This window comes from Candidatus Accumulibacter propinquus (assembly GCF_056856495.1).
On the sequence record NZ_JBSEHC010000003.1, the window covers coordinates 2,149,899 to 2,167,547 of the forward strand.

The 17,649-nt window shown below is 60.4% G+C and carries 12 protein-coding genes and 1 pseudogene; 7 read left to right on the forward strand and 6 right to left on the reverse strand.

Features of this window, described 5'->3' with window-relative positions:
* Window positions 1–282 precede the first annotated feature (282 nt).
* The 4 genes from AC15MQ_RS15650 to AC15MQ_RS15665 all read right to left on the reverse strand — a co-directional run bounded on the left by AC15MQ_RS15650 (window position 283) and on the right by AC15MQ_RS15665 (window position 7,783).
* Entirely contained in the window at window positions 283–3,396 is a 3,114-nt protein-coding gene (locus tag AC15MQ_RS15650) for a sacsin N-terminal ATP-binding-like domain-containing protein (RefSeq protein ID WP_483080572.1), read from the reverse strand.
* On the reverse strand, window positions 3,393–6,917 hold the full coding sequence (locus tag AC15MQ_RS15655; protein WP_483080573.1) for an SNF2-related protein: 3,525 nt from the start codon (window positions 6,915–6,917) through the stop codon (window positions 3,393–3,395). Before AC15MQ_RS15655 ends, AC15MQ_RS15650 begins: the two co-directional genes overlap by 4 nt.
* 213 nt (window positions 6,918–7,130) lie before the next feature.
* The gene (locus AC15MQ_RS15660) at window positions 7,131–7,544 is read right to left on the reverse strand and encodes a type II toxin-antitoxin system VapC family toxin (protein WP_483080574.1); all 414 of its coding nucleotides are present in this window, start codon (window positions 7,542–7,544) and stop codon (window positions 7,131–7,133) included.
* Window positions 7,541–7,783: a type II toxin-antitoxin system Phd/YefM family antitoxin gene (locus tag AC15MQ_RS15665; protein ID WP_483080575.1), complete on the reverse strand. Its 243-nt coding sequence runs from the start codon at window positions 7,781–7,783 to the stop codon at window positions 7,541–7,543. Before AC15MQ_RS15665 ends, AC15MQ_RS15660 begins: the two co-directional genes overlap by 4 nt.
* Before the next feature lie 257 nt (window positions 7,784–8,040).
* Between AC15MQ_RS15665 and AC15MQ_RS15670 the strand changes: the two genes are divergently transcribed.
* The 4 genes from AC15MQ_RS15670 to AC15MQ_RS15685 all read left to right on the forward strand — a co-directional run bounded on the left by AC15MQ_RS15670 (window position 8,041) and on the right by AC15MQ_RS15685 (window position 12,670).
* The gene (locus tag AC15MQ_RS15670; RefSeq protein WP_483080576.1) at window positions 8,041–8,316 is read left to right on the forward strand and encodes a putative quinol monooxygenase; all 276 of its coding nucleotides are present in this window, start codon (window positions 8,041–8,043) and stop codon (window positions 8,314–8,316) included.
* Between the two features lie 134 nt (window positions 8,317–8,450).
* Window positions 8,451–9,230 (forward strand): alpha/beta hydrolase, encoded by a 780-nt coding sequence (locus AC15MQ_RS15675; RefSeq protein WP_483080577.1) that lies wholly within the window; start codon window positions 8,451–8,453, stop codon window positions 9,228–9,230.
* Between the two features lie 27 nt (window positions 9,231–9,257).
* Entirely contained in the window at window positions 9,258–10,901 is a 1,644-nt protein-coding gene (locus tag AC15MQ_RS15680) for a 3-(methylthio)propionyl-CoA ligase (protein WP_483080578.1), read from the forward strand.
* A gap of 128 nt (window positions 10,902–11,029) precedes the next feature.
* A complete protein-coding gene (locus AC15MQ_RS15685; protein WP_483080579.1) occupies window positions 11,030–12,670 on the forward strand; it encodes an electron transfer flavoprotein-ubiquinone oxidoreductase in 1,641 nt (546 codons plus the stop codon).
* Window positions 12,671–12,731: 61 nt separating this feature from the next.
* On the opposite strand, the pseudogene queG reads toward AC15MQ_RS15685, so the two are convergent.
* Window positions 12,732–13,873 (reverse strand): annotated as a pseudogene (gene queG / locus AC15MQ_RS15690) (tRNA epoxyqueuosine(34) reductase QueG).
* On the opposite strand from queG, the gene tsaE reads away from it, so the two are divergent.
* From tsaE to AC15MQ_RS15705, 3 genes are read left to right on the forward strand one after another with little or no spacing between them, the layout of a single operon-like run.
* Window positions 13,868–14,371, forward strand: a complete 504-nt coding sequence (gene tsaE / locus AC15MQ_RS15695) for a tRNA (adenosine(37)-N6)-threonylcarbamoyltransferase complex ATPase subunit type 1 TsaE (protein ID WP_483080580.1) — start codon at window positions 13,868–13,870, stop codon at window positions 14,369–14,371. The pseudogene queG and the gene tsaE overlap by 6 nt on opposite strands.
* Window positions 14,326–15,681: an N-acetylmuramoyl-L-alanine amidase gene (locus AC15MQ_RS15700; protein ID WP_483080581.1), complete on the forward strand. Its 1,356-nt coding sequence runs from the start codon at window positions 14,326–14,328 to the stop codon at window positions 15,679–15,681. The genes tsaE and AC15MQ_RS15700 overlap by 46 nt, the downstream gene beginning before the upstream one ends.
* A 51-nt stretch (window positions 15,682–15,732) precedes the next feature.
* Window positions 15,733–16,452, forward strand: a complete 720-nt coding sequence (locus AC15MQ_RS15705; RefSeq protein WP_287665544.1) for a pirin family protein — start codon at window positions 15,733–15,735, stop codon at window positions 16,450–16,452.
* Between the two features lie 33 nt (window positions 16,453–16,485).
* Here the strand turns inward: AC15MQ_RS15705 and cysK are convergent, their stop codons facing one another.
* Entirely contained in the window at window positions 16,486–17,463 is a 978-nt protein-coding gene (gene cysK / locus AC15MQ_RS15710) for a cysteine synthase A (RefSeq protein ID WP_287653998.1), read from the reverse strand.
* Between the last annotated feature and the right edge of the window lie 186 nt (window positions 17,464–17,649).

A 17,649-nucleotide genomic window follows, 5' to 3' on the forward strand; every position in this document is an offset into this window, starting at 1 on the left:
GGGGTGACTGTAGCAGTTTGACATTTCTGGGAGTTGGCCTTTCTTGCGAAGTTCACTGCTGGCGGTGGCGTCGTGGCTCCGTCAAGTTCCGGTATGGCAGTTGCAGAAGGGGAAGGAACCGCTCTTGCCCGTCGCGAATAGGCCCCTTTGAGGGGCCAGCGACGGAAAGCCCTCGGCTTTGCCGGGGGATCGTTACTTTCGCGACGGCAAGAATCGCGCGATTGGCAGTCTGCCGGACGCCGAGTCTGGGGCGACGCCTGCGCCAACATGTCTGGGAGACCTTCATGGCTGAACTTCAGGTGCGTTCAGGACGGTCTTGAGATCGAACCAATGCGTGCCTACGAAGTACAGACTGTGCTCGCGATTTGCCAGGCGGATGGGGATTTCGACGGACGGCGCCTGGTCGACGGCAGCGTGCTCGACAAGGCGGCGGCGGACCTCGGTGTCTTCGGTGTCGCGGGCGTACTGGTACATGGCGGCGCAGGTCGGGCAGAGGGCAAGGCGGTTCTGATAGTAATGCGAATCTTGATTGCGAACGCATTGAATGGCCTCGAAATAATGCTCACCAGTGCGCAGCTTGAACGGCATTTCCTCATGGCAGCACTGGCAAACAAGTTGTCCCTCATCATTTTTGTATTTGGCGCGGAGATAAGCCTTGGCCACCGCCATAATCTCGGGAGCATCCGGCTGGATGGATCGCTCCCTAACCACACTTTCTTTCGGGGGTGCGGAGTCGCCGCCTTCCCTTACGCCCCTACGCCTTCTTTCCGGATCTTTGACGGACTCTTCGGGTTGGGAAATCTTCTTCTGTTGCTTCCCGACCGCACGGATTTGTTCTGGTGTTAAACCACTCTCCTTGATCGCATCGAGATACGCCGCAAGCTCTTCGCCTGAAGACAAACCTGCTTCACGAGCAATACTGTCTCTCGCCTGATACTCCTCAGAGTGCCTTTTCTCGTCATCACCGAAACCAATCGCTTTCAACCAATCTTGACCGGGATCAAAGGAAAATCCAGCGGGCAATTCCCTAGCCCTAGCCTTAGAAGGAGTAACGAATCGTCCATTTTCTTGTGGTACCCATGCAGCTACACGAAGACGGTGAATCAATATTGAATTCGCATGTTTCTCCTCCGAGTTATTGTTTCTTTGGTATGTCGCCTGAAAATGTTCTTTACTAACGGACGTGGCCATTGTTTTCCATACTAGCCTAGATCTCGACGTGTCGGGATGCTGCAGGAGAATCTCAAACTCTGGGATGTCAAAGTCCCGCTCAACTCTTTTATAGTGGTCGTGCCTTTGCTTGTTGCCGCCAGTCCGCAGGCTCGTGCGATTTGGATTATTAGAAACTGTCAGCAGAGGTTTTACCTGGAGCGCTGAGGTGACGCCTACTTCTTTGGCAAATTGCGAAAATTCCTCACAAATTAATCCTGCTTTATGATAGTCTGCGGATAGCGTAAGATGAGAACGCGATTCTTCTGGTAGGCTCTCAAAATAAGCGCTCAACAAGGTCTCTGAATAAGGTTTGTCCAAATATAGCTTGGATGGCTGGTAGAAGATCAAGTCGCCATTACGTTCCTTATGAAGCAAAAACCTACGGCCCTTGAAAATGCCTACTTCGCCCGGACTCTTCTTCGAGAACGAAACAAATCGCTTGATGTGATCAATATGATCCGGCTTAGGGGCTCTTGGTGATTCATAGCTCTCTAGGATTTGTTCAATAGTTGCCTTTTCGTCATAAGGCCGGACGCCGATACCCTCCAAGAATGCCCGGCTATCCCCTGAACAAAACAACGGTTCCACGAACTGGATATCGCTTTGAAAAGGTGTCTCGTCCAGCGGGAAAAATGTTTCTTTTGGGCGACACATGATGGGGCTGGAGTCGGAGGAAGACCTGACAATGCGCAGATCCACAACATTCATGTGCGTTTGATATTCTTGACTGTAGTGATTCCACTCCTTGACCTGCTCCTTGGAATGCTTGAGCAAGCCGTATAGTGCCGCCAAGGAGTCATTATCTTTTCCTTGAAGCCAATTCTCAATATCCTCTCGTCTAGCCTTCGTCGACAGCGCAATATTCAATTGCTTCCAGCCCCAGTCGCTAATGCCCAGACTTTTCAGAAATCTGTCCTCTCTCTGATTTAACTGAGGAGGATTCGCCGCTACCTTAAGAGGTTTTCCAGCGATCACGGAGATGTCATCATCGGATAGTTCCTCTACGAGTTTCGCGGGACATCGAATCAAGTCCCGGGCCGACGCATGACCACCCACTCTGACTGGAACGAGTGCGGCTTCCTTGAATTTTTTGACTATCGCTTCGCGTATTGGCTCGTAGAACGGCGACAGCTTGTCTTCAGGGCTCGGCAAAACAGCCAGAAATCCAACAGTTAGCAAATTATGCTCGCGGATTGCGACGAGAGACTTCGCTGCAAGTTGGGCTAAGCTGTCCAGTAAAACATTATTCGCAACGCAATCCCGCACACTATCCCGTGCCACGGTCGATGCGAAAGGCGCATGAACATGAAAGTGGAGGTTCGAGGTTTCCTTTTCGGCAGGAAAATAGATTGAAACCTGGGCGCGGTCGAGTGAAACGATTCTCCAGGTTAAGCGGCCACTCGTGTTCTTATCTTCGGCAAGGCTGTAGACAATGGCGATGCGGCAGGTCTTGTTTTTTCCGTCTTCGTCAGTGACCTCGACCTCTTCGTCGAACCGCAGCCAGTGGGAAATTTGCTCCGCCATTCCCGGTTGTCTGGAATGGATTTTAATGCGCCCACCATCGAGTTGGATTCGTTCGAGACTACCCTCAGCACCATCAGGTAGGACGTATTCGATCCTGCGGATATGGCTCAGGAACAGGAGAGTGTTGTCGCCTAATGCACGCAGACCGCGTTCAACTTCCGCGACGGCATGTGTCTTGGGTTTCTTCGGATTGTCGAACGGAAATACAAAGCGTGTGTTCCGCTCGCCCATTGCAGGACAAGGAACACCATCAGTCTCAGGCACGACGAGGTCCTGAATGCGAAAGTGGAAGTCACCTGAGTGGATTTCGGGCGTGTTGCTGTAGGCGAAAACCGCTTTGAAGCCGACGCCAAACTTGCCGATGCTGGTGGGATCGTCGCGCTTGTTGCTCGAACCAATGCTGGTGATCGACTCGACATCCTTCAGAGAGAAGAGGCGCTCGCCATCGTGTTCGAACTCGACGGCTGAATCGCTCAAGACGAAGCGTACGGTTGTAGCACCAGGGTCTTCGGCGTTTTGCAGCAACTCATAAATGAAGTGAGCGTTGTCGGGATAAAGATCCGTGAGCAACCGCTTGATGCCATCTTCAAAGTCGTTTTCTTGGGTGGCTTCGACCCACTTGCGGCGCTTCTCGCGCAGCGCATCCAGCTTTCTTGTCATTTTTCTCCCTCCACCACCAACACCCCAAAAGCGACCGCCTCGGCGATCACATCCGCTTGCCCGGGTGCTACTCTGACCTCATTCGCTCTCCGCGCATAGTCTCGCTGTGCGGTTTGGATCTGCGATTCCTTCATTCGCCGGATGCGCGCGTCGGTGGCGGCGTCCCGCTGTTCTTCCAGTAGCGCTAGGCGGGCGGCGTGGGTGGTGTCAAGCGAGGCGAGGCGTGCTTCGGTGGTTTGCGTGACCTGCTCGATGTGGGCGGCGCGCAGGTCGATCCAGAGGCGATAGTGATGGCTTTCAAGGATGCGCTCCTCTGCTTCCGCGATGTCTCCTCCGGGCAAGACAACCGGGACGGCGGTTTCCAGCAGTTCCAGCATTTGCGCGCTGATGGCCGGATTCGCAGCAACGGCCTGGAAGGTGAAATCGTCCTTCAGTCCGATCTTTCGCCAGCGGTAGATGGCGTAGGGATGGCGGCCGGGCGGTAGGTCATCCCGCTTAGCGGCGAGGTTGCAGACCAGTGGGGTAGCTGGTTCCACGGCCTGGGCGGCCTGGCGAGCCAGGGGATGGGTAGGGGTGATGAAAGCCAGGTCGCGCTTGTCGGCGGCGGTGACGGGATCGAAGGTCAGGGCGAGATAGGGGTCGTTTCCTTTCAACCAGCGCGACCAGGTCTGTGCCGCGGCGCCGGTGAGGCTCAGCGCGTGGAAGTCGCCGAGCAGTTTTTCCCGTATTTCCTGGCCGAGTTGCAGGGTGACAACGGCTTTGCGGCCCAGGCTGGCGGGCAGATTGCCCAATCCCAGCGCTTCGAGGTAGCGCGCGACCAGGTTGGCGAGCATGGCGGGGGCGAGCCAGAAACAGGAGGCCTGTTTGACCATGTCTTCGTCGCGCCTGGGCAACGCGAGGCCGAAGAGCTTGGCCTGCTCCTCTTCCAGCCTGGCCTGTTCCTGAATGTCCCGGATTTCGTTGTCGGCCAGTTGTTGCAGGCGGGCGGCTCGTTCTTCCTCCGACAAGGCCAGGTTTTCGGCGATGGCGTGGATCTCGCGGGTGAGTTTGCCGAGGATTTCCTCGCTGCCGCCGAGTGCCTGGCGAAAGACGCCGATGCGCAACAGGCAGCGCTCATAGATTTCCGCATCCACGGTACCGGGGGTGATCAGGTTGTAGATCGCGACGGTTTCGCTCTTCTGCCCGTAGCGGTCTATCCGGCCGATGCGTTGTTCGACACGCATGGGGTTCCAGGGCAGGTCATAGTTCACCAGGCCATCGCAGAATTGAAAATCGAGGCCTTCGCAGCCTACTTCGGACGAGAGCAGCACATCCAGGGCCTGCGGGTCTTCCCTGTTCAGACTGAAGCGGTGGCGCAGTTCGCGTCGTTGGTCATCGGGGATGTCACCATGGATGAGGCCCAGGCGGACGGAGGCGCGCGACAGCTTGGCCATCAGATAGGCGAGGGTGTGGCGGAAGGTGCTGAACACCAGGAGCTTGTTGTTGGGCAGTGCCTGTTTGTCGCGGATGACCTGGAGGAAGGCGTCGAACTTTGGATCGGGGCCGTTGAGTGCCTGTGCGCGCTGGATGAGGGCTTCGACCTCGGCACGGAAGTCGGCGATAACCGCAGCGAGGTCGGCGGGATTCTCCTCGTCGCACATCTCGCTCAACTGCGCCTGCGACAGGTGTCGGTTGAGGATGTCGGACAAGAGCGGTGCGAGACCAAAGACACAGCTCGCCAACTGGCGTCGAATGGTGGTGAGCATCAACTGGAGATGCTGATCGCCGTGCCGATGCGCCAGCATGCGGCTGATCAGTCCGATCAGGTCGTGATGCAGTACGTTCTGTTCCGGGGTGTAGTCCACCGCTACGGTTTCCGGCTTGCGCGTGGTGAAGTTGCCGATGTCTCGCCGCCGGGTGCGATTGATGAGCGGCGCGAAGGTGTACAGGGCTTCCAGCTTGCGGATGAGGGCAAGGCGGTTTTCGAGCTGGTTCTCGTCGGCGGTCAGGAGATCGCGGGCTTCCTGCAGGCGATTGTCGGCGGCAATGACATTCCTGCCCCAGGGTGTGGTGACGGCTTGGTCGATCGAAGCGCGCACGGCTTCCGTCCAGTCTTCACTGGCGCCGCGTGCCGCTTCGATGGCAGCGTTGAGGTGTGGGTTGGGTTCCGACATCTGGTCGAACTCGTGCCGGCTGGGCAGCACATCGGGACGTAGCAGGTGCAGCAGGGTGTACAGGTCGTTGTCACCCAACTGGATCGGCGTGGCGGTGAGCAGGACGACGGCTTCGGCGTTGTCGCAGAAGTAGCGCACGTTGCGATAGGCCCAGGTGTCGGTATTGCGGATGTGGTGGGCCTCGTCGACGATCACCAGATCGAAAGTCGGCGGCGGGTCCAGATCGAGCAGGCCGCGCTGCCTCTTGCGCCCCTGCGGTTTGCCCATCAGCAGGTGTTCATCCAGGAGTGAATACGGCAGGATGGCCCGCGCGTATTGCTGCGGCCAGATGCCATCAAGGTGGCTTTCATCCAGACAGTAGCGCAGGGCCGAGCCGTCCAGATGAACGAACTGCTCATCGAAGCGCTTGAGTTCTTCCAGCCATTTCCGTTCGGCGACCAGCGGCTTGGGGCAGATGACCAATACCGAACGGATCTCGCGCCTGGCCTGGAGTTCCTTGAGGATCAGTCCGGCCTCGATGGTTTTGCCGACACCCACTTCGTCGGCGATGAGCAGCCGCGGCCGGTCGGCCTGGATCAGCTTGAGCACCGGCCGGAACTGGTAGGGAACGAAATGGATGCGCGAGGCGAACAGGGAATACAGGCTGCCGGTGCTGGGGTGGCGCAGTTGCAGGGCGGAAAGGGCGGCGTGCAGGGTCGACGGTGACACGCTGGCGCGGGTCGGAGTACTGACGACGGCTTCGAGTTGGGACGTGTAATAGGTGGTGACCGCGGCATCGTGAAAGACCTGATAGCGGTCTTCGGGATCACCCGGCAGGTGGCCGATGATTGCGCCGGTGACCGTTCGCTTGGCTTTCAGGCAAACCATGTCGCCTGGTTTGAAGACGCCGGACTGGGTCGCAACGGCAGCGGGGACACGCGGCTTTTCATGACCCGCCATCGCGGCAAGCAGTGCTGTCTTGTCTTTACGCAGAGACGCCAACTCGGAATCGCTGGCGCCCAATACCTGCGCAAGACGCTCGATCGTGTCCAGATCGCGAAAAATGTCGTGGTCGTCAAGACCGGATGCTGGAGCATGCGCCCATCGGTTGCGGATAGACTGCGTCTCCTTGATCCAGTTGCGGGCTGCCGAAGGTAGATCTAGAAGACGCGAAATCTCGAACCAGTTTTGATCCAGGATCCGCAGGAGCGCAGCCAGGTCCAACTGGTCGAGGCTGGCGAGGTGACTTGATTTGACGAAGCCTTGCTGCTGATAGGTCAGCTTGTCCAGGACCAGCTCTTTCCACCAGTAATTGGAAAGTTGCGGCAACGATTCCGCGAGAAGAATCAGAACCGAACGCGGGAGAATGTCGGGGATTTTTCTGTTCATTGTTTTTTCCCGGTGGACGAGAACAGGGGCCGGACGCGAGTTGTTTCATGACCGAGAAGACGTTCCGCGCGAAATCAAATCGAGCCCGGGTTTTTGTCCTGGCCGAAATGATGGGCGTCTCTCCATGATCCACTGGCACCTCTGCGCAATTCAATTTCACTTTGTTAGAAACTGACCAGTCTTGCCGGGGCGCAGGCCACGCAGCGGGCCAGGTCAAGTGCCGAGCAGCGTGACGCCGCGCGCGGCAGCAGCGGTACGCAACTCCTGATCGAGCGTTGCCAGGGGCAGATTGAGGCGCTGTGCCAGTTCGAGATAGGCAGCGTCATAGACAGTCAGCCGAAAGCGTGCCGCCAGTTGGGAAGTGACCGTCCATGCTTGACTGGCCGTCTCGTCGTCGATCGTTACCGGAAGATCGTGCAGGAATCCGGCGAGGCGTTGTCGCCGTTCGCTATCGATCCGGCCGCGACGCTCGGCCATGGCCAGCGCATTGAGAACTTCCAGCGGCCACAGCGCGGGCGCGGCGGCCCCGGATTCAACCACGCGTTCAAGCAGGGCGTCCGTGGCGTCCGTGCGCTCGTCATCGAAGCACCAAGTCAGGCTGACCGAACTGTCCAGCACGAAACTCACGGGCGGCCCTCATTGACCAAGTCCTTGATCTTGAGACCGCCGAGCGTGACGCCGCGCCGTGCCTCGATGATCCCGTCAGCCGCGCGACGGGCTTTGGCGCGGTCGAAGCCGGGTTCAGCGGGGACCAGCCGCGCCACCGCTTTGCCGCGCCGGGTGATGAGCACTTCCTCGCCACTCTCCACCCAATCGAGCAACGTGCCGAGTTTGTTTTTGGCCTCGAAAGCGCCGACTTCTCGCATTGAATTTCTCCATTCTATCTAGCTTATGAACTAGCTTATCAGAAGCTATCGCCCCAATCGAGCAGTCTCGCGCAACAGGCCTCTCTGCCGGACTCGGGAACAACTGCCGGCAGGGCTATAGTGCCCCAGACTCGCACGGCGCCATGGTACGCAGAAGGGTGCATCCGGCGAGGCGCGCAATACGTATAAGATAGGGTGCCAACTGTGGCGCCCGGTTACCAATCACCAATGGAAAGGGGCAGGGAATGGTTACGATCATGGCACGGATTACCGCACGCGCCGGGAGTGAGACGACGCTGCGCTCGGTTCTTCAAGATCTCGTCGCGCCAAGCCGGGAGGAATCCGGCTGCGTCAGCTACGACTTGTTCGAGAATGAGGACCATCCGCTCGAATTCGTGACTGTCGAGCAATGGCTGGATCAGGCCGCAGCTGACGCGCATCTAGCGACGCCACACGTGGTCACGGCGATTACTCTGGCGAGCGAGTTGCTGGCACAAGCCCCCCTGATCCATCGCTTCAGGCCACTGGCCTGATGGCGACTTTGCAGGACGGCCCGGCTTGGCCAGGCAAGGTTAGCCGGCCGCTGGTGCGGGAGGCTCCGGAAGGTTTGGCTAGGAGCATTGACCTGCGATCCGATGCCGGCAGGCGACCTGGATGGAGGCGCGCGGTGATCCTCGCGGCGGTGATTGCTGGTGGCTATCTGGCGCTGCTGTCCTGGATCTATTGTTATCAGGAGCATTTGATTTTTCGTCCGGACCCCCTGCCGGTGGCGCATCGATTCATCTTCAACGACGTACACGAGGTGAGCATCGAGGTGGGGGGTGAGACGCTGTCGGCCCTGCATTTGCGGTTGCCCAATCCGCGTGGCGTAGTCTTTTTCCTGCACGGCAACACCGGAAACCTGGCGACCTGGTTTACCCACAGCGATTTCTATCGTGCGCTCAACTACGATCTGTTCATGCTCGACTACCGCGGCTACGGCAAGAGCAGTGGGCACATCGAGAGCGAAGCACAGCTTCGTGCCGACGTGCTTGCCACCTGGCGCAGTGTTGAAGCGCAATACGCGGGCAAGCGGAAAGTGATCTACGGACGCTCCCTCGGCACGGCCCTGGCTGCCGGCCTGGCCGCCGAGGTTCAGCCCGACCTGACCATCCTGGTCTCGCCGTACTGCGACTTGGCCCAACTGATGACGTTACATTATCCGTTCATGCCGAAGTGGTTGCTGCGTTATCCGCTGGTGACCTGCCGGGATGTTGGCCGCTTGCGTGGTGCCGTGCTGCTGGTACATGGCGAGGAGGATGCGCTGATTCCTGTCGGGCACAGCGAACAACTGTTGACGCGAGCGCCGCAGGCCCGCTTGCTGCGGGTTGCGGGGGCCGCGCACGTTGATGTCCACCAGTTCCCAGCCTACACTGACGAGCTTCGGCGGGCGCTGAAGTCTCTGTAATGCACGACCAAGACAGGAGGAAAAGCGATGCCAAGAGGACTCATGCAGGACCGACCGCTGTTGATCTCGTCGCTGATCGAGCACGCAGCCTGTTTTCATCCACACGCTGAGATCGTTTCACGCACGACGGAGGGCCCGATCCATCGTTGCACTTATGCCGACATCCATCGCCGCGCCAAGCAACTGGCCAATGCCCTGGAGGTTCGGGGGGTCGGGCCCGGTGATCGCATCGCGACGCTGGCCTGGAATGGTTATCGGCACATGGAACTGTATTACGGCGTTTCAGGGATGGGAGCGGTTCTGCACACCATCAACCCGCGTCTGTTCCCCGAACAGATCGAGTACATCGTCAACCATGCCGAAGATCAGTTCCTGTTTTTCGACCTGAGCTTCGTGCCGCTGGTCGAAAGGCTGGCAAAGTCGTTGCCGACGGTCCGTGGTTTCGTCGTGATGACCGACCGCGAACACTTGCCGGAGTGCAGTATTCCCCGCTTGTTGTGCTACGAAGATCTGCTCGATGCACAAACGAGTGACTATCAGTGGCCGCAGTTCGACGAAACGACGGCGTCGTCGCTATGCTACACGTCCGGCACCACCGGCAATCCCAAAGGCGTGCTCTATTCCCACCGCTCCTCGGTGCTTCACTCCTGGGCCGCCTGTGCGACCGACGGTTTGGCCATCGGCGCTGGCGAGACCGCGCTACTGGTGGTTCCGATGTTTCACGTCAACGCCTGGGGCATGCCCTATGCCGGCGCGATGTGCGGCGCCAGGCTGGTCATGCCCGGTCCGGCTCTTGACGGCAAGAGTGTCTATCAATTGATGCGCGACGAGAAGGTGACCCTGGCCCTCGGTGTGCCCACGGTCTGGTTGATGCTGCTGCAATATGTCGATGCAGAACGGCTGACGCCGAAGGAAGACCTCTGTCTGCGGCGCGTCGTGATCGGCGGTTCGTCGGCGCCGCGGGCGATGAGCGAACGCTTCGAGACGACTTTCGGTGCGTTCGTCGTGCACGCCTGGGGGATGACCGAAATGTCGCCTCTGGGCACGGTCTGCAATCTGCTGCCGAAACACGGCGGTTATACGCTTGAGCAGCGTCTGGCCGTCCAGGAGAAGCAGGGCCGGGCGGTCTATGGCGTCGAGATGAAGATTGTCGATGACGACGGCGCCAGTCTGCCCCATGATGGCATGGCATCCGGCCACCTGCTGGTGCGGGGACCCTGGATTACCTGCGGCTACTACCGTGACGAGGGCACTTCCGCTCTCGACGCAGCGGGGTTTTTCGACACCGGCGACGTGGCGACCATCGACGCCGACGGTTACATGCAGATCACCGACCGCTCGAAAGACGTCATCAAGTCGGGGGGCGAGTGGATTTCGTCGATTGCCCTCGAGAACGCGGCGATTGGCCACCCGGCGGTTGCCGAAGCCGCGGTGATCGGTGCGCCGCATCCCAAGTGGCAGGAGCGACCACTGCTGATCGTGGTCAGGAAACCCGGTCAGGCACTGGACCGCGAGTCGATGCTGCAGTTTCTGGCGGGCAAGGTGACCCACTGGTGGCTTCCCGACGATGTCGCTTTCGTGGACGAATTGCCGCATACCGCCACCGGCAAACTGCACAAGCTCCGGCTGCGCGAGTTGTTCAGGGATTATCGCCTGCCACACAGTCGTTGACCGGGCTCACGGACTCGGGTATATCGCGGGACGTATGCAGGCGATCGAGGTCGCCCCAGGCAGCCCTGCCTGCTGTCGGTGGGCCTCCGGTCGGGACCGGATCGATTGAGATACCTTGAGGAGCGGTGATGGAACGGGAAGCGATGGAGTATGACGTGGTGATTGTCGGTGCGGGTCCGGCGGGTTTGAGCGCGGCGATACGCCTCAAACAGCTCGATCCCGAACTGGCGGTCATGGTTCTGGAAAAGGGTTCGGAGGTCGGGGCGCACATTCTTTCTGGGGCGCTCTTCGAGAGTCGGGCACTCGATGAACTGCTGCCAGACTGGCAGGCGCTGGCAGCACCGCTGAACACTCCGGTCACTGAAGATCAGGTCTATCTCTATCGCAGCGAGACCGCGGCGGTCAGGCTGCCGGGATTTGCCGTTCCGGCACCGATGCATAACGCGGGTAATTACCTGATCAGCCTGGGCAGCCTCTGTCGTTGGCTGGCCGCACAGGCGGAAGGCGTTGGCGTGGAGATCTTTCCCGGTTTCGCCGCCGCCGAAATCCTCTATCACGACGACGGTTCGGTGAAGGGCGTGGCCACCGGCGATATGGGGCGTGACAAGGAAGGCAAGCCGAAGGACAGTTTCCAGCCCGGCCTGGAGTTGCACGCCAAGTACACGCTGCTTGCCGAAGGGTCGCGCGGCCAACTCGGCAAGGAACTGATCGCGCACTACGATCTTGCTGCCGGCGCGACGGCGCAGCACTATGGCCTCGGGATCAAGGAACTCTGGCAGATCGATCCCGCAAAGCATCGACCGGGGCTGGTGGTGCATGGTGCCGGCTGGCCGCTCAGCGAGCATGGTGCCACCGGCGGTTCCTTCCTCTATCACATGGAGGATAACCAGGTCGCGGTTGGCCTGATCGCCGACCTCAATTATGCCAATCCGTATCTTTCGCCTTTCGAGGAATTTCAGCGCTTCAAGACGCAGGTCGAAATCCGGAAGACTCTCGAAGGCGGCAAGCGCCTGTGTTATGGCGCGCGCGCGATTACCAAGGGTGGACTGAACAGTCTGCCGAAACAGACTTTCCCCGGCGGACTGCTGATTGGCTGTGATGCCGGGACGCTCAATTTCGCCAAGATCAAAGGTATTCACACGGCCATGAAGTCCGGCATGCTGGCGGCCGAGACGGTCCATGCGGCGCTAAAGGCCGGAGACGAGGGGCGCAGCGACCTGGTGGCCTATGCCAGCGCCTTCGAGTCTTCCTGGCTGCATGCAGAACTCTTTCAGGCGCGCAATTTCGGGCCGGCGCTGCACAAGTTTGGCACCTTCCTGGGCGGGGCCTTCAACTGGATCCAGCAGAATCTGTTCGGTGGCCACATGTTCTTCACGCTCAAGGACCGCAGCAACGACCACTCGCAGCTCGTCCCGGCGGCCCACTGTCAGCCCATCGACTACGCCAGGCCCGACGGGCAACTGACTTTCGATCGGCTGTCGTCGGTATTTGTCTCGAATACCGCGCACGAAGAGGAGCAACCCGTGCATCTGCAGCTGCTCGACAGCAGCAAGGCCATCGCGGTCAATTTCAAGGAATATGCCTCGCCCGAGCAGCGTTACTGCCCGGCTGGCGTCTATGAGATCGTCGAGGACGCGAGCGGGCCGCGTCTGCAGATCAATGCGTCGAATTGTCTGCACTGCAAGACGTGCGACATCAAGGATCCGACGCAGAACATCCGCTGGGTGGCACCCGAAGGCGGCGGTGGGCCAAACTACCCGAACATGTGAGCGCGTCATTCCCGGCGGCTCGTAGGCGCGGGCCACTGGCTCCTGCGGACGGGCCGGTCGCTCAGCGCCCGCCTTCGCCAGGGCGTGCGCTTTTCCCTGCATGCCGGGCCAGCGCCCAGCCGACGTGTTCGCGCAGCAGAGGCGAGGGGTCGTCCTGCCGCGAAGCCAGCGCCGCGAGGTTTGTCGGCGAGCTTTCGGCGTTCCCGAGTGCGACGGCGATGTTGCGCAGCCAGCGTTGGTGGCCGATGCGGCGGATCGCACTGCCGGCCAGGCGCGTATTGAAAGTGTCCTCGCTCCAGGCGAAGAGGGTAGTCAGAGGCGCCGCATCGAGTCCTTCGCGCACGCCGAAGTCGGGATCGCCGATGCCGGCAAAGCGGTTCCAGGGGCAACACAACTGGCAATCGTCGCAACCGTAGATGCGATTGCCGATCAAGGGGCGCAGCGCTGTCTGGGATTGCGCCCTGCAGTTCGATGGTCAGGTAGGAAATGCACAAACGGGCGTCGACCTCGTAGGGCGCCACGATGGCCTTGGTGGGACAGCAGTCAAGGCAACGACGGCAGTCACCGCAGTGATCGCCGATCGGTCTGTCGGGGGGCAGCGGCAAGGTGGTATAGATTTCGCCGAGAAAATGCCACGATCCTGCACGCGTCAGCGACAGCGTGTGCTTGCCGCGCCAGGCAACGCCCGATTGCACCGCAAACTCGGTTTCCAGCACCGGAGCCGAATCGGAAAACGCACGGCAGGCAAAGGGTTCGGTCAAGTTGTAACGCTGCCGCTTCCCGATGCAGGCGGTCGATGAGTTGCTGGAGTCGCCGACGCATCGTCTTGTGATAGTCGCGCCCGAGGGCATAGCGGGAGACGTAGGCTTGCTCGCTGGCGGCGAGAATCTGCTGGGCGTCGGCCGCCGCAGGCCAGTACGGCAGGCGGGCGGAGATGACCGACAGGGTGTCCGGCAGCAGGCCTTGCGGCGTCGCGCGCAGGTTTGCGTGTTTGGCCATATAATCCATTTCGCCGTGCCGCCCCAGTTCCAGCCAGCGCATCAGCCTTGGCCTGGCCGCGGTAACGTCGGTGGTCGCAATGCCGATCGCCGCAAAGCCGAGTTCCTGCCCCCAAGCCTTGATCCTGCTGACCACTTGCGCATAATCGGTCGGGCCTTGCCCCGGCCCGAGTTGAGTGCCTGTTTTGGAGTCACCTGCGTGCATAGCCCGGATGATAACCACTCCACGTTCAGCCTGCACCTGCCGGACGAGACGGCGACCGCCAGTTTCGGTCGGCGACTGGCGCCCCTGCTGTGTCCCGGCATGGTCGTCTGGCTCGACGGTGATCTGGGGGCCGGCAAGACCACGCTGGTGCGCGGGCTGTTGCGCGCCTGCAATCATGTCGGGCCGGTAAGAAGCCCTACCTATACACTGGTTGAAATTTATGTGATTTCGAGGATATACTGGTATCACTTTGATTTCTATCGTTTCAACTTTCCAGAAGAGTTTTTGGATGCGGGGCTTGCCGAATACTTCCGTGATGATGCGGTGTGCCTTGTCGAGTGGCCCGAGAAGGCTGCGGAGCACGCGCCGCCACCAGATCTCGTCGTTCGCTTCGAATTTGCCGAACCGGGGCGGACGCTGGATGTCGTCGCGCGCAGCGAGGAGGGGAGAACATGTCTGAAAGCGCTCAACGGCGGCTGGCAGGACGCCGCAACCTGATCAAGTTTACCGGTGCCTCGCTGCTCCTGACGGTCAGTCCGCTCGCGTCGGCGGCGACCAATCGCAACTCCGGTGTTCTCGCCGTTCGTATCTGGCCGGCAGCCGACTACACGCGGGTGGCCATCGAATACGCTGCGCCCCTGAAATATACGCACTTCACGGTGAAGAACCCGGAGCGCCTGGTGGTCGACCTCGAGGGCATTGAATTGAACAATGTGCTTGAGAGTCTGGCCAACAAGGTGGCTTCGGACGACCCGAACATCAGGCTGTTGCGCGCGGGACGGTACAAGCCGGGCGTCGTACGCCTGGTCATGGAACTGAAGGGTGAAGTCAATCCGCAGGTGTTTGTCCTGCCGCCGGTGGGTGGTTACGGGCATCGACTGGTTCTTGATGTCTATCCCCTGAATCCGCCCGATCCGCTGTTGTCGCTGCTGGACAGCAAGGAACCGCGACCCGCGGCAGTCGAGAGCCGAGCCAGGCCGGACAGCCGCCCGGAACCGCCCGTCGAAGCGAAGACAGAGCCGAAACCCGAGTCGCCGCCGCAGGTCGCTGAACAGAAGGTGGTCAAACGCCAGGGTCGGCCAATGGTCGATCGCCTGGTGACCATCACCCTCGATCCGGGGCACGGCGGCGAGGACCCGGGCGCTGTCGGGAGTGGTGGCAGCTACGAGAAAAACGTCACCCTGGCGGTTGCCAAACGACTGCGCGCAAAGATCGAGGCCGAACCCAACATGCGCGCAGTCCTGACGCGCGATTCCGACTTTTTCGTACCCCTGCACGCAAGGGTGCAGAAGGCCCGACGCATCCAGTCGGATCTTTTCGTCTCGATCCATGCCGATGCCTTTGTCAGACCCGACGCCAACGGTTCTTCGGTCTTTGTGCTCTCCGAGAGTGGGGCGTCGAGTTCCGCCGCGCGCTATCTGGCGCAAAAGGAGAACGCCGCCGATCTGATCGGCGGGGTGAACCTCGACGTCAAGGACCCCATCCTGGCGCGTACGCTGCTCGATCTGTCGCAAACCGCGACGATCAACGACAGTCTGAAGCTTGGCAAGGCGGTGCTCGGTGAACTCGGCGGCATCAACCGCCTGCACAAGGCCAGCGTCGAGCAGGCGGGATTTGCCGTTCTCAAGGCGCCCGACATTCCGTCGATCCTCGTCGAGACGGCGTTCATCTCGAATCCCGAGGAGGAGAAGCGGCTCAATGACGACGCCTACCAGGACAAGATGGCCGAGGCGATCTTCTCGGGGATAAAGAAATATCTGGCCAAGAATCCGCCGCTGGCCAAGTCGATCCTGGCGAAACTGGACTAACCGCCAGGCGGTGGTTGACCGCTGACGGATGGAATTGACGGGAGGTACGCCATGCTTGAATTACGTCGAGCCGATGAGCGCGGAAACGCCAGCTTCGGCTGGCTCACTTCCCGCCACACCTTCTCCTTCGGGAGCTATTTCGATCCGCGTCAGATGGGTTTCTCCGACCTGCGGGTGATCAACGACGACTGGGTTCAGCCGGGCAAGGGTTTTGACACCCATCCACACCAGGACATGGAGATTTTCACTTATGTCCTCGCAGGAGCCCTCGAACACCGCGATTCGATGGGCAACGGATCGATCATCCGTCCGGGTGACGTGCAGATGATGAGTGCCGGTACCGGCATACGCCACAGCGAGTTCAATCCGTCGCCACAGGATCCCGTGCATCTGTTGCAGATCTGGATCGTTCCCGACCGTTTGCGGGTCGCGCCGCGCTACCAGCAGGTGCATTTCCCGGATAGCGAGAAACGCGGCCGGCTGCGACTGATCATTTCACCCGATGGTAGCGACGGCTCGCTGTCGGTGTATCAGGACGCACGTGTGTACGCCGGTCTCTTCGATGGTGACGAAGGCGCGACGTTGGATCTCGGTAATTCGCGCCACGCCTATGTGCACCTCGCGCGCGGCTCGCTGCAGATCAATGGCCAGCGACTGGAGGCTGGCGACGGCGCGCGGCTGCGCGACGAAACGGCGATCGAGATCACCGCCGGAGAAGTCGCCGAAGTCCTGATCTTCGACCTTCGCGCCGACGGCGCCGCGCACAGCTAGTATTTTCCAGGATCCATCAACCCGGCCGGTTTGTCAGAGCGCCAGGCCGGCAGCGTCGAAGATGCCCTCGAACAACACCGAGCTGAGATAGCGCTCGCCGGAGTCCGGCAGGACGACGACGATGGTCTTGCCGGCATTCTCCGGCTTGCGGGCGTGACGTACTGCTGCGGCCACGGCTGCCCCGCAGGAGATGCCGGAGAGAATGCCTTCTTCCCGTGCCAGGCGACGGGCGAAGTCAACGGCCTCTTCGTTCGACACCTGTTCGATGACATCCACCAGTGTGAGATCGAGGACTTGCGGCACGAAGCCGGCGCCGATGCCCTGGATCTTGTGCGGACCCGGTTTGAGCGGTTCGCCCGCACGCGTCTGAGTGAGCACCGGGCTGGCGGAGGGCTCGACAGCGACCGAAGTGATCGCCTTGCCGCGAGTGTTCTTGATGTAACGGGAAACCCCGGTGATGGTGCCGCCGGTGCCGACGCCGGAAACGAGGATATCGATCTGGCCGTCGGTGTCGTCCCAGATCTCGGGACCGGTGGTGCGCTCGTGAATATCCGGGTTGGCGGGATTCTTGAATTGCTGCAGCAGCACGTAGCGGTCGGGGTCGGAGGCGGCGATTTCCTCGGCCTTGGCGATGGCGCCGCTCATCCCCTTGGCACCTTCGGTCAACACCAGTCTGGCGCCGTAGGCCACCAGTAGTTTGCGCCGCTCAACGCTCATCGTCTCCGGCATGGTCAGGGTCAGGGGGATGCCGCGTGCAGCAGCGACGAAGGCGAGCGCGATGCCGGTATTGCCGCTGGTGGGTTCGACCAGTTCCTTGCCCGGCCCCAGCAAGCCACGCTTTTCCGCGTCCCAGATCATTGCGGCGCCGATCCGGCACTTGACGGAATAGGCCGGGTTGCGCCCTTCAATCTTGGCAAACAGCGTCGCCGGTGTGCCCTCGACAATGCGGTTGAGCCGAATCAGCGGCGTGCGGCCGATCGAAAGGGAGTTGTCTTCGTACCATCTGGACATGTGGATCTCCTGGGGTGGGCAATGGTGTCTGGAAAACTGGTTGGCGGCCCCGCCGCATCCAGCGCCGAGCGTTCAGTTCGCAGCGAATAATGCTAACCCGGCGTCGGCTTCAAGCCAATGACGAAGTTTTTCTATGGTTATGCTTTTTGCGCGGGGGTAGTCAAAGTGTTCGCGGACGCGGCTGAT

Bases quoted from the DNA above. Each gene is read 5' to 3' on its own strand.
- AC15MQ_RS15650 (WP_483080572.1), bottom strand. From the start codon at position 3,396: ATGACAAGAAAGCTGGATGCGCTGCGCGAGAAGCGCCGCAAGTGGGTC.
- AC15MQ_RS15655 (WP_483080573.1), bottom strand. From the start codon at position 6,917: ATGAACAGAAAAATCCCCGACATTCTCCCGCGTTCGGTTCTGATTCTT.
- AC15MQ_RS15665 (WP_483080575.1), bottom strand. From the start codon at position 7,783: ATGCGAGAAGTCGGCGCTTTCGAGGCCAAAAACAAACTCGGCACGTTG.
- AC15MQ_RS15670 (WP_483080576.1), top strand. From the start codon at position 8,041: ATGGCACGGATTACCGCACGCGCCGGGAGTGAGACGACGCTGCGCTCG.
- AC15MQ_RS15680 (WP_483080578.1), top strand. From the start codon at position 9,258: ATGCCAAGAGGACTCATGCAGGACCGACCGCTGTTGATCTCGTCGCTG.
- AC15MQ_RS15685 (WP_483080579.1), top strand. From the start codon at position 11,030: ATGGAACGGGAAGCGATGGAGTATGACGTGGTGATTGTCGGTGCGGGT.
- AC15MQ_RS15700 (WP_483080581.1), top strand. From the start codon at position 14,326: ATGTCTGAAAGCGCTCAACGGCGGCTGGCAGGACGCCGCAACCTGATC.
- AC15MQ_RS15705 (WP_287665544.1), top strand. From the start codon at position 15,733: ATGCTTGAATTACGTCGAGCCGATGAGCGCGGAAACGCCAGCTTCGGC.
- cysK (WP_287653998.1), bottom strand. From the start codon at position 17,463: ATGTCCAGATGGTACGAAGACAACTCCCTTTCGATCGGCCGCACGCCG.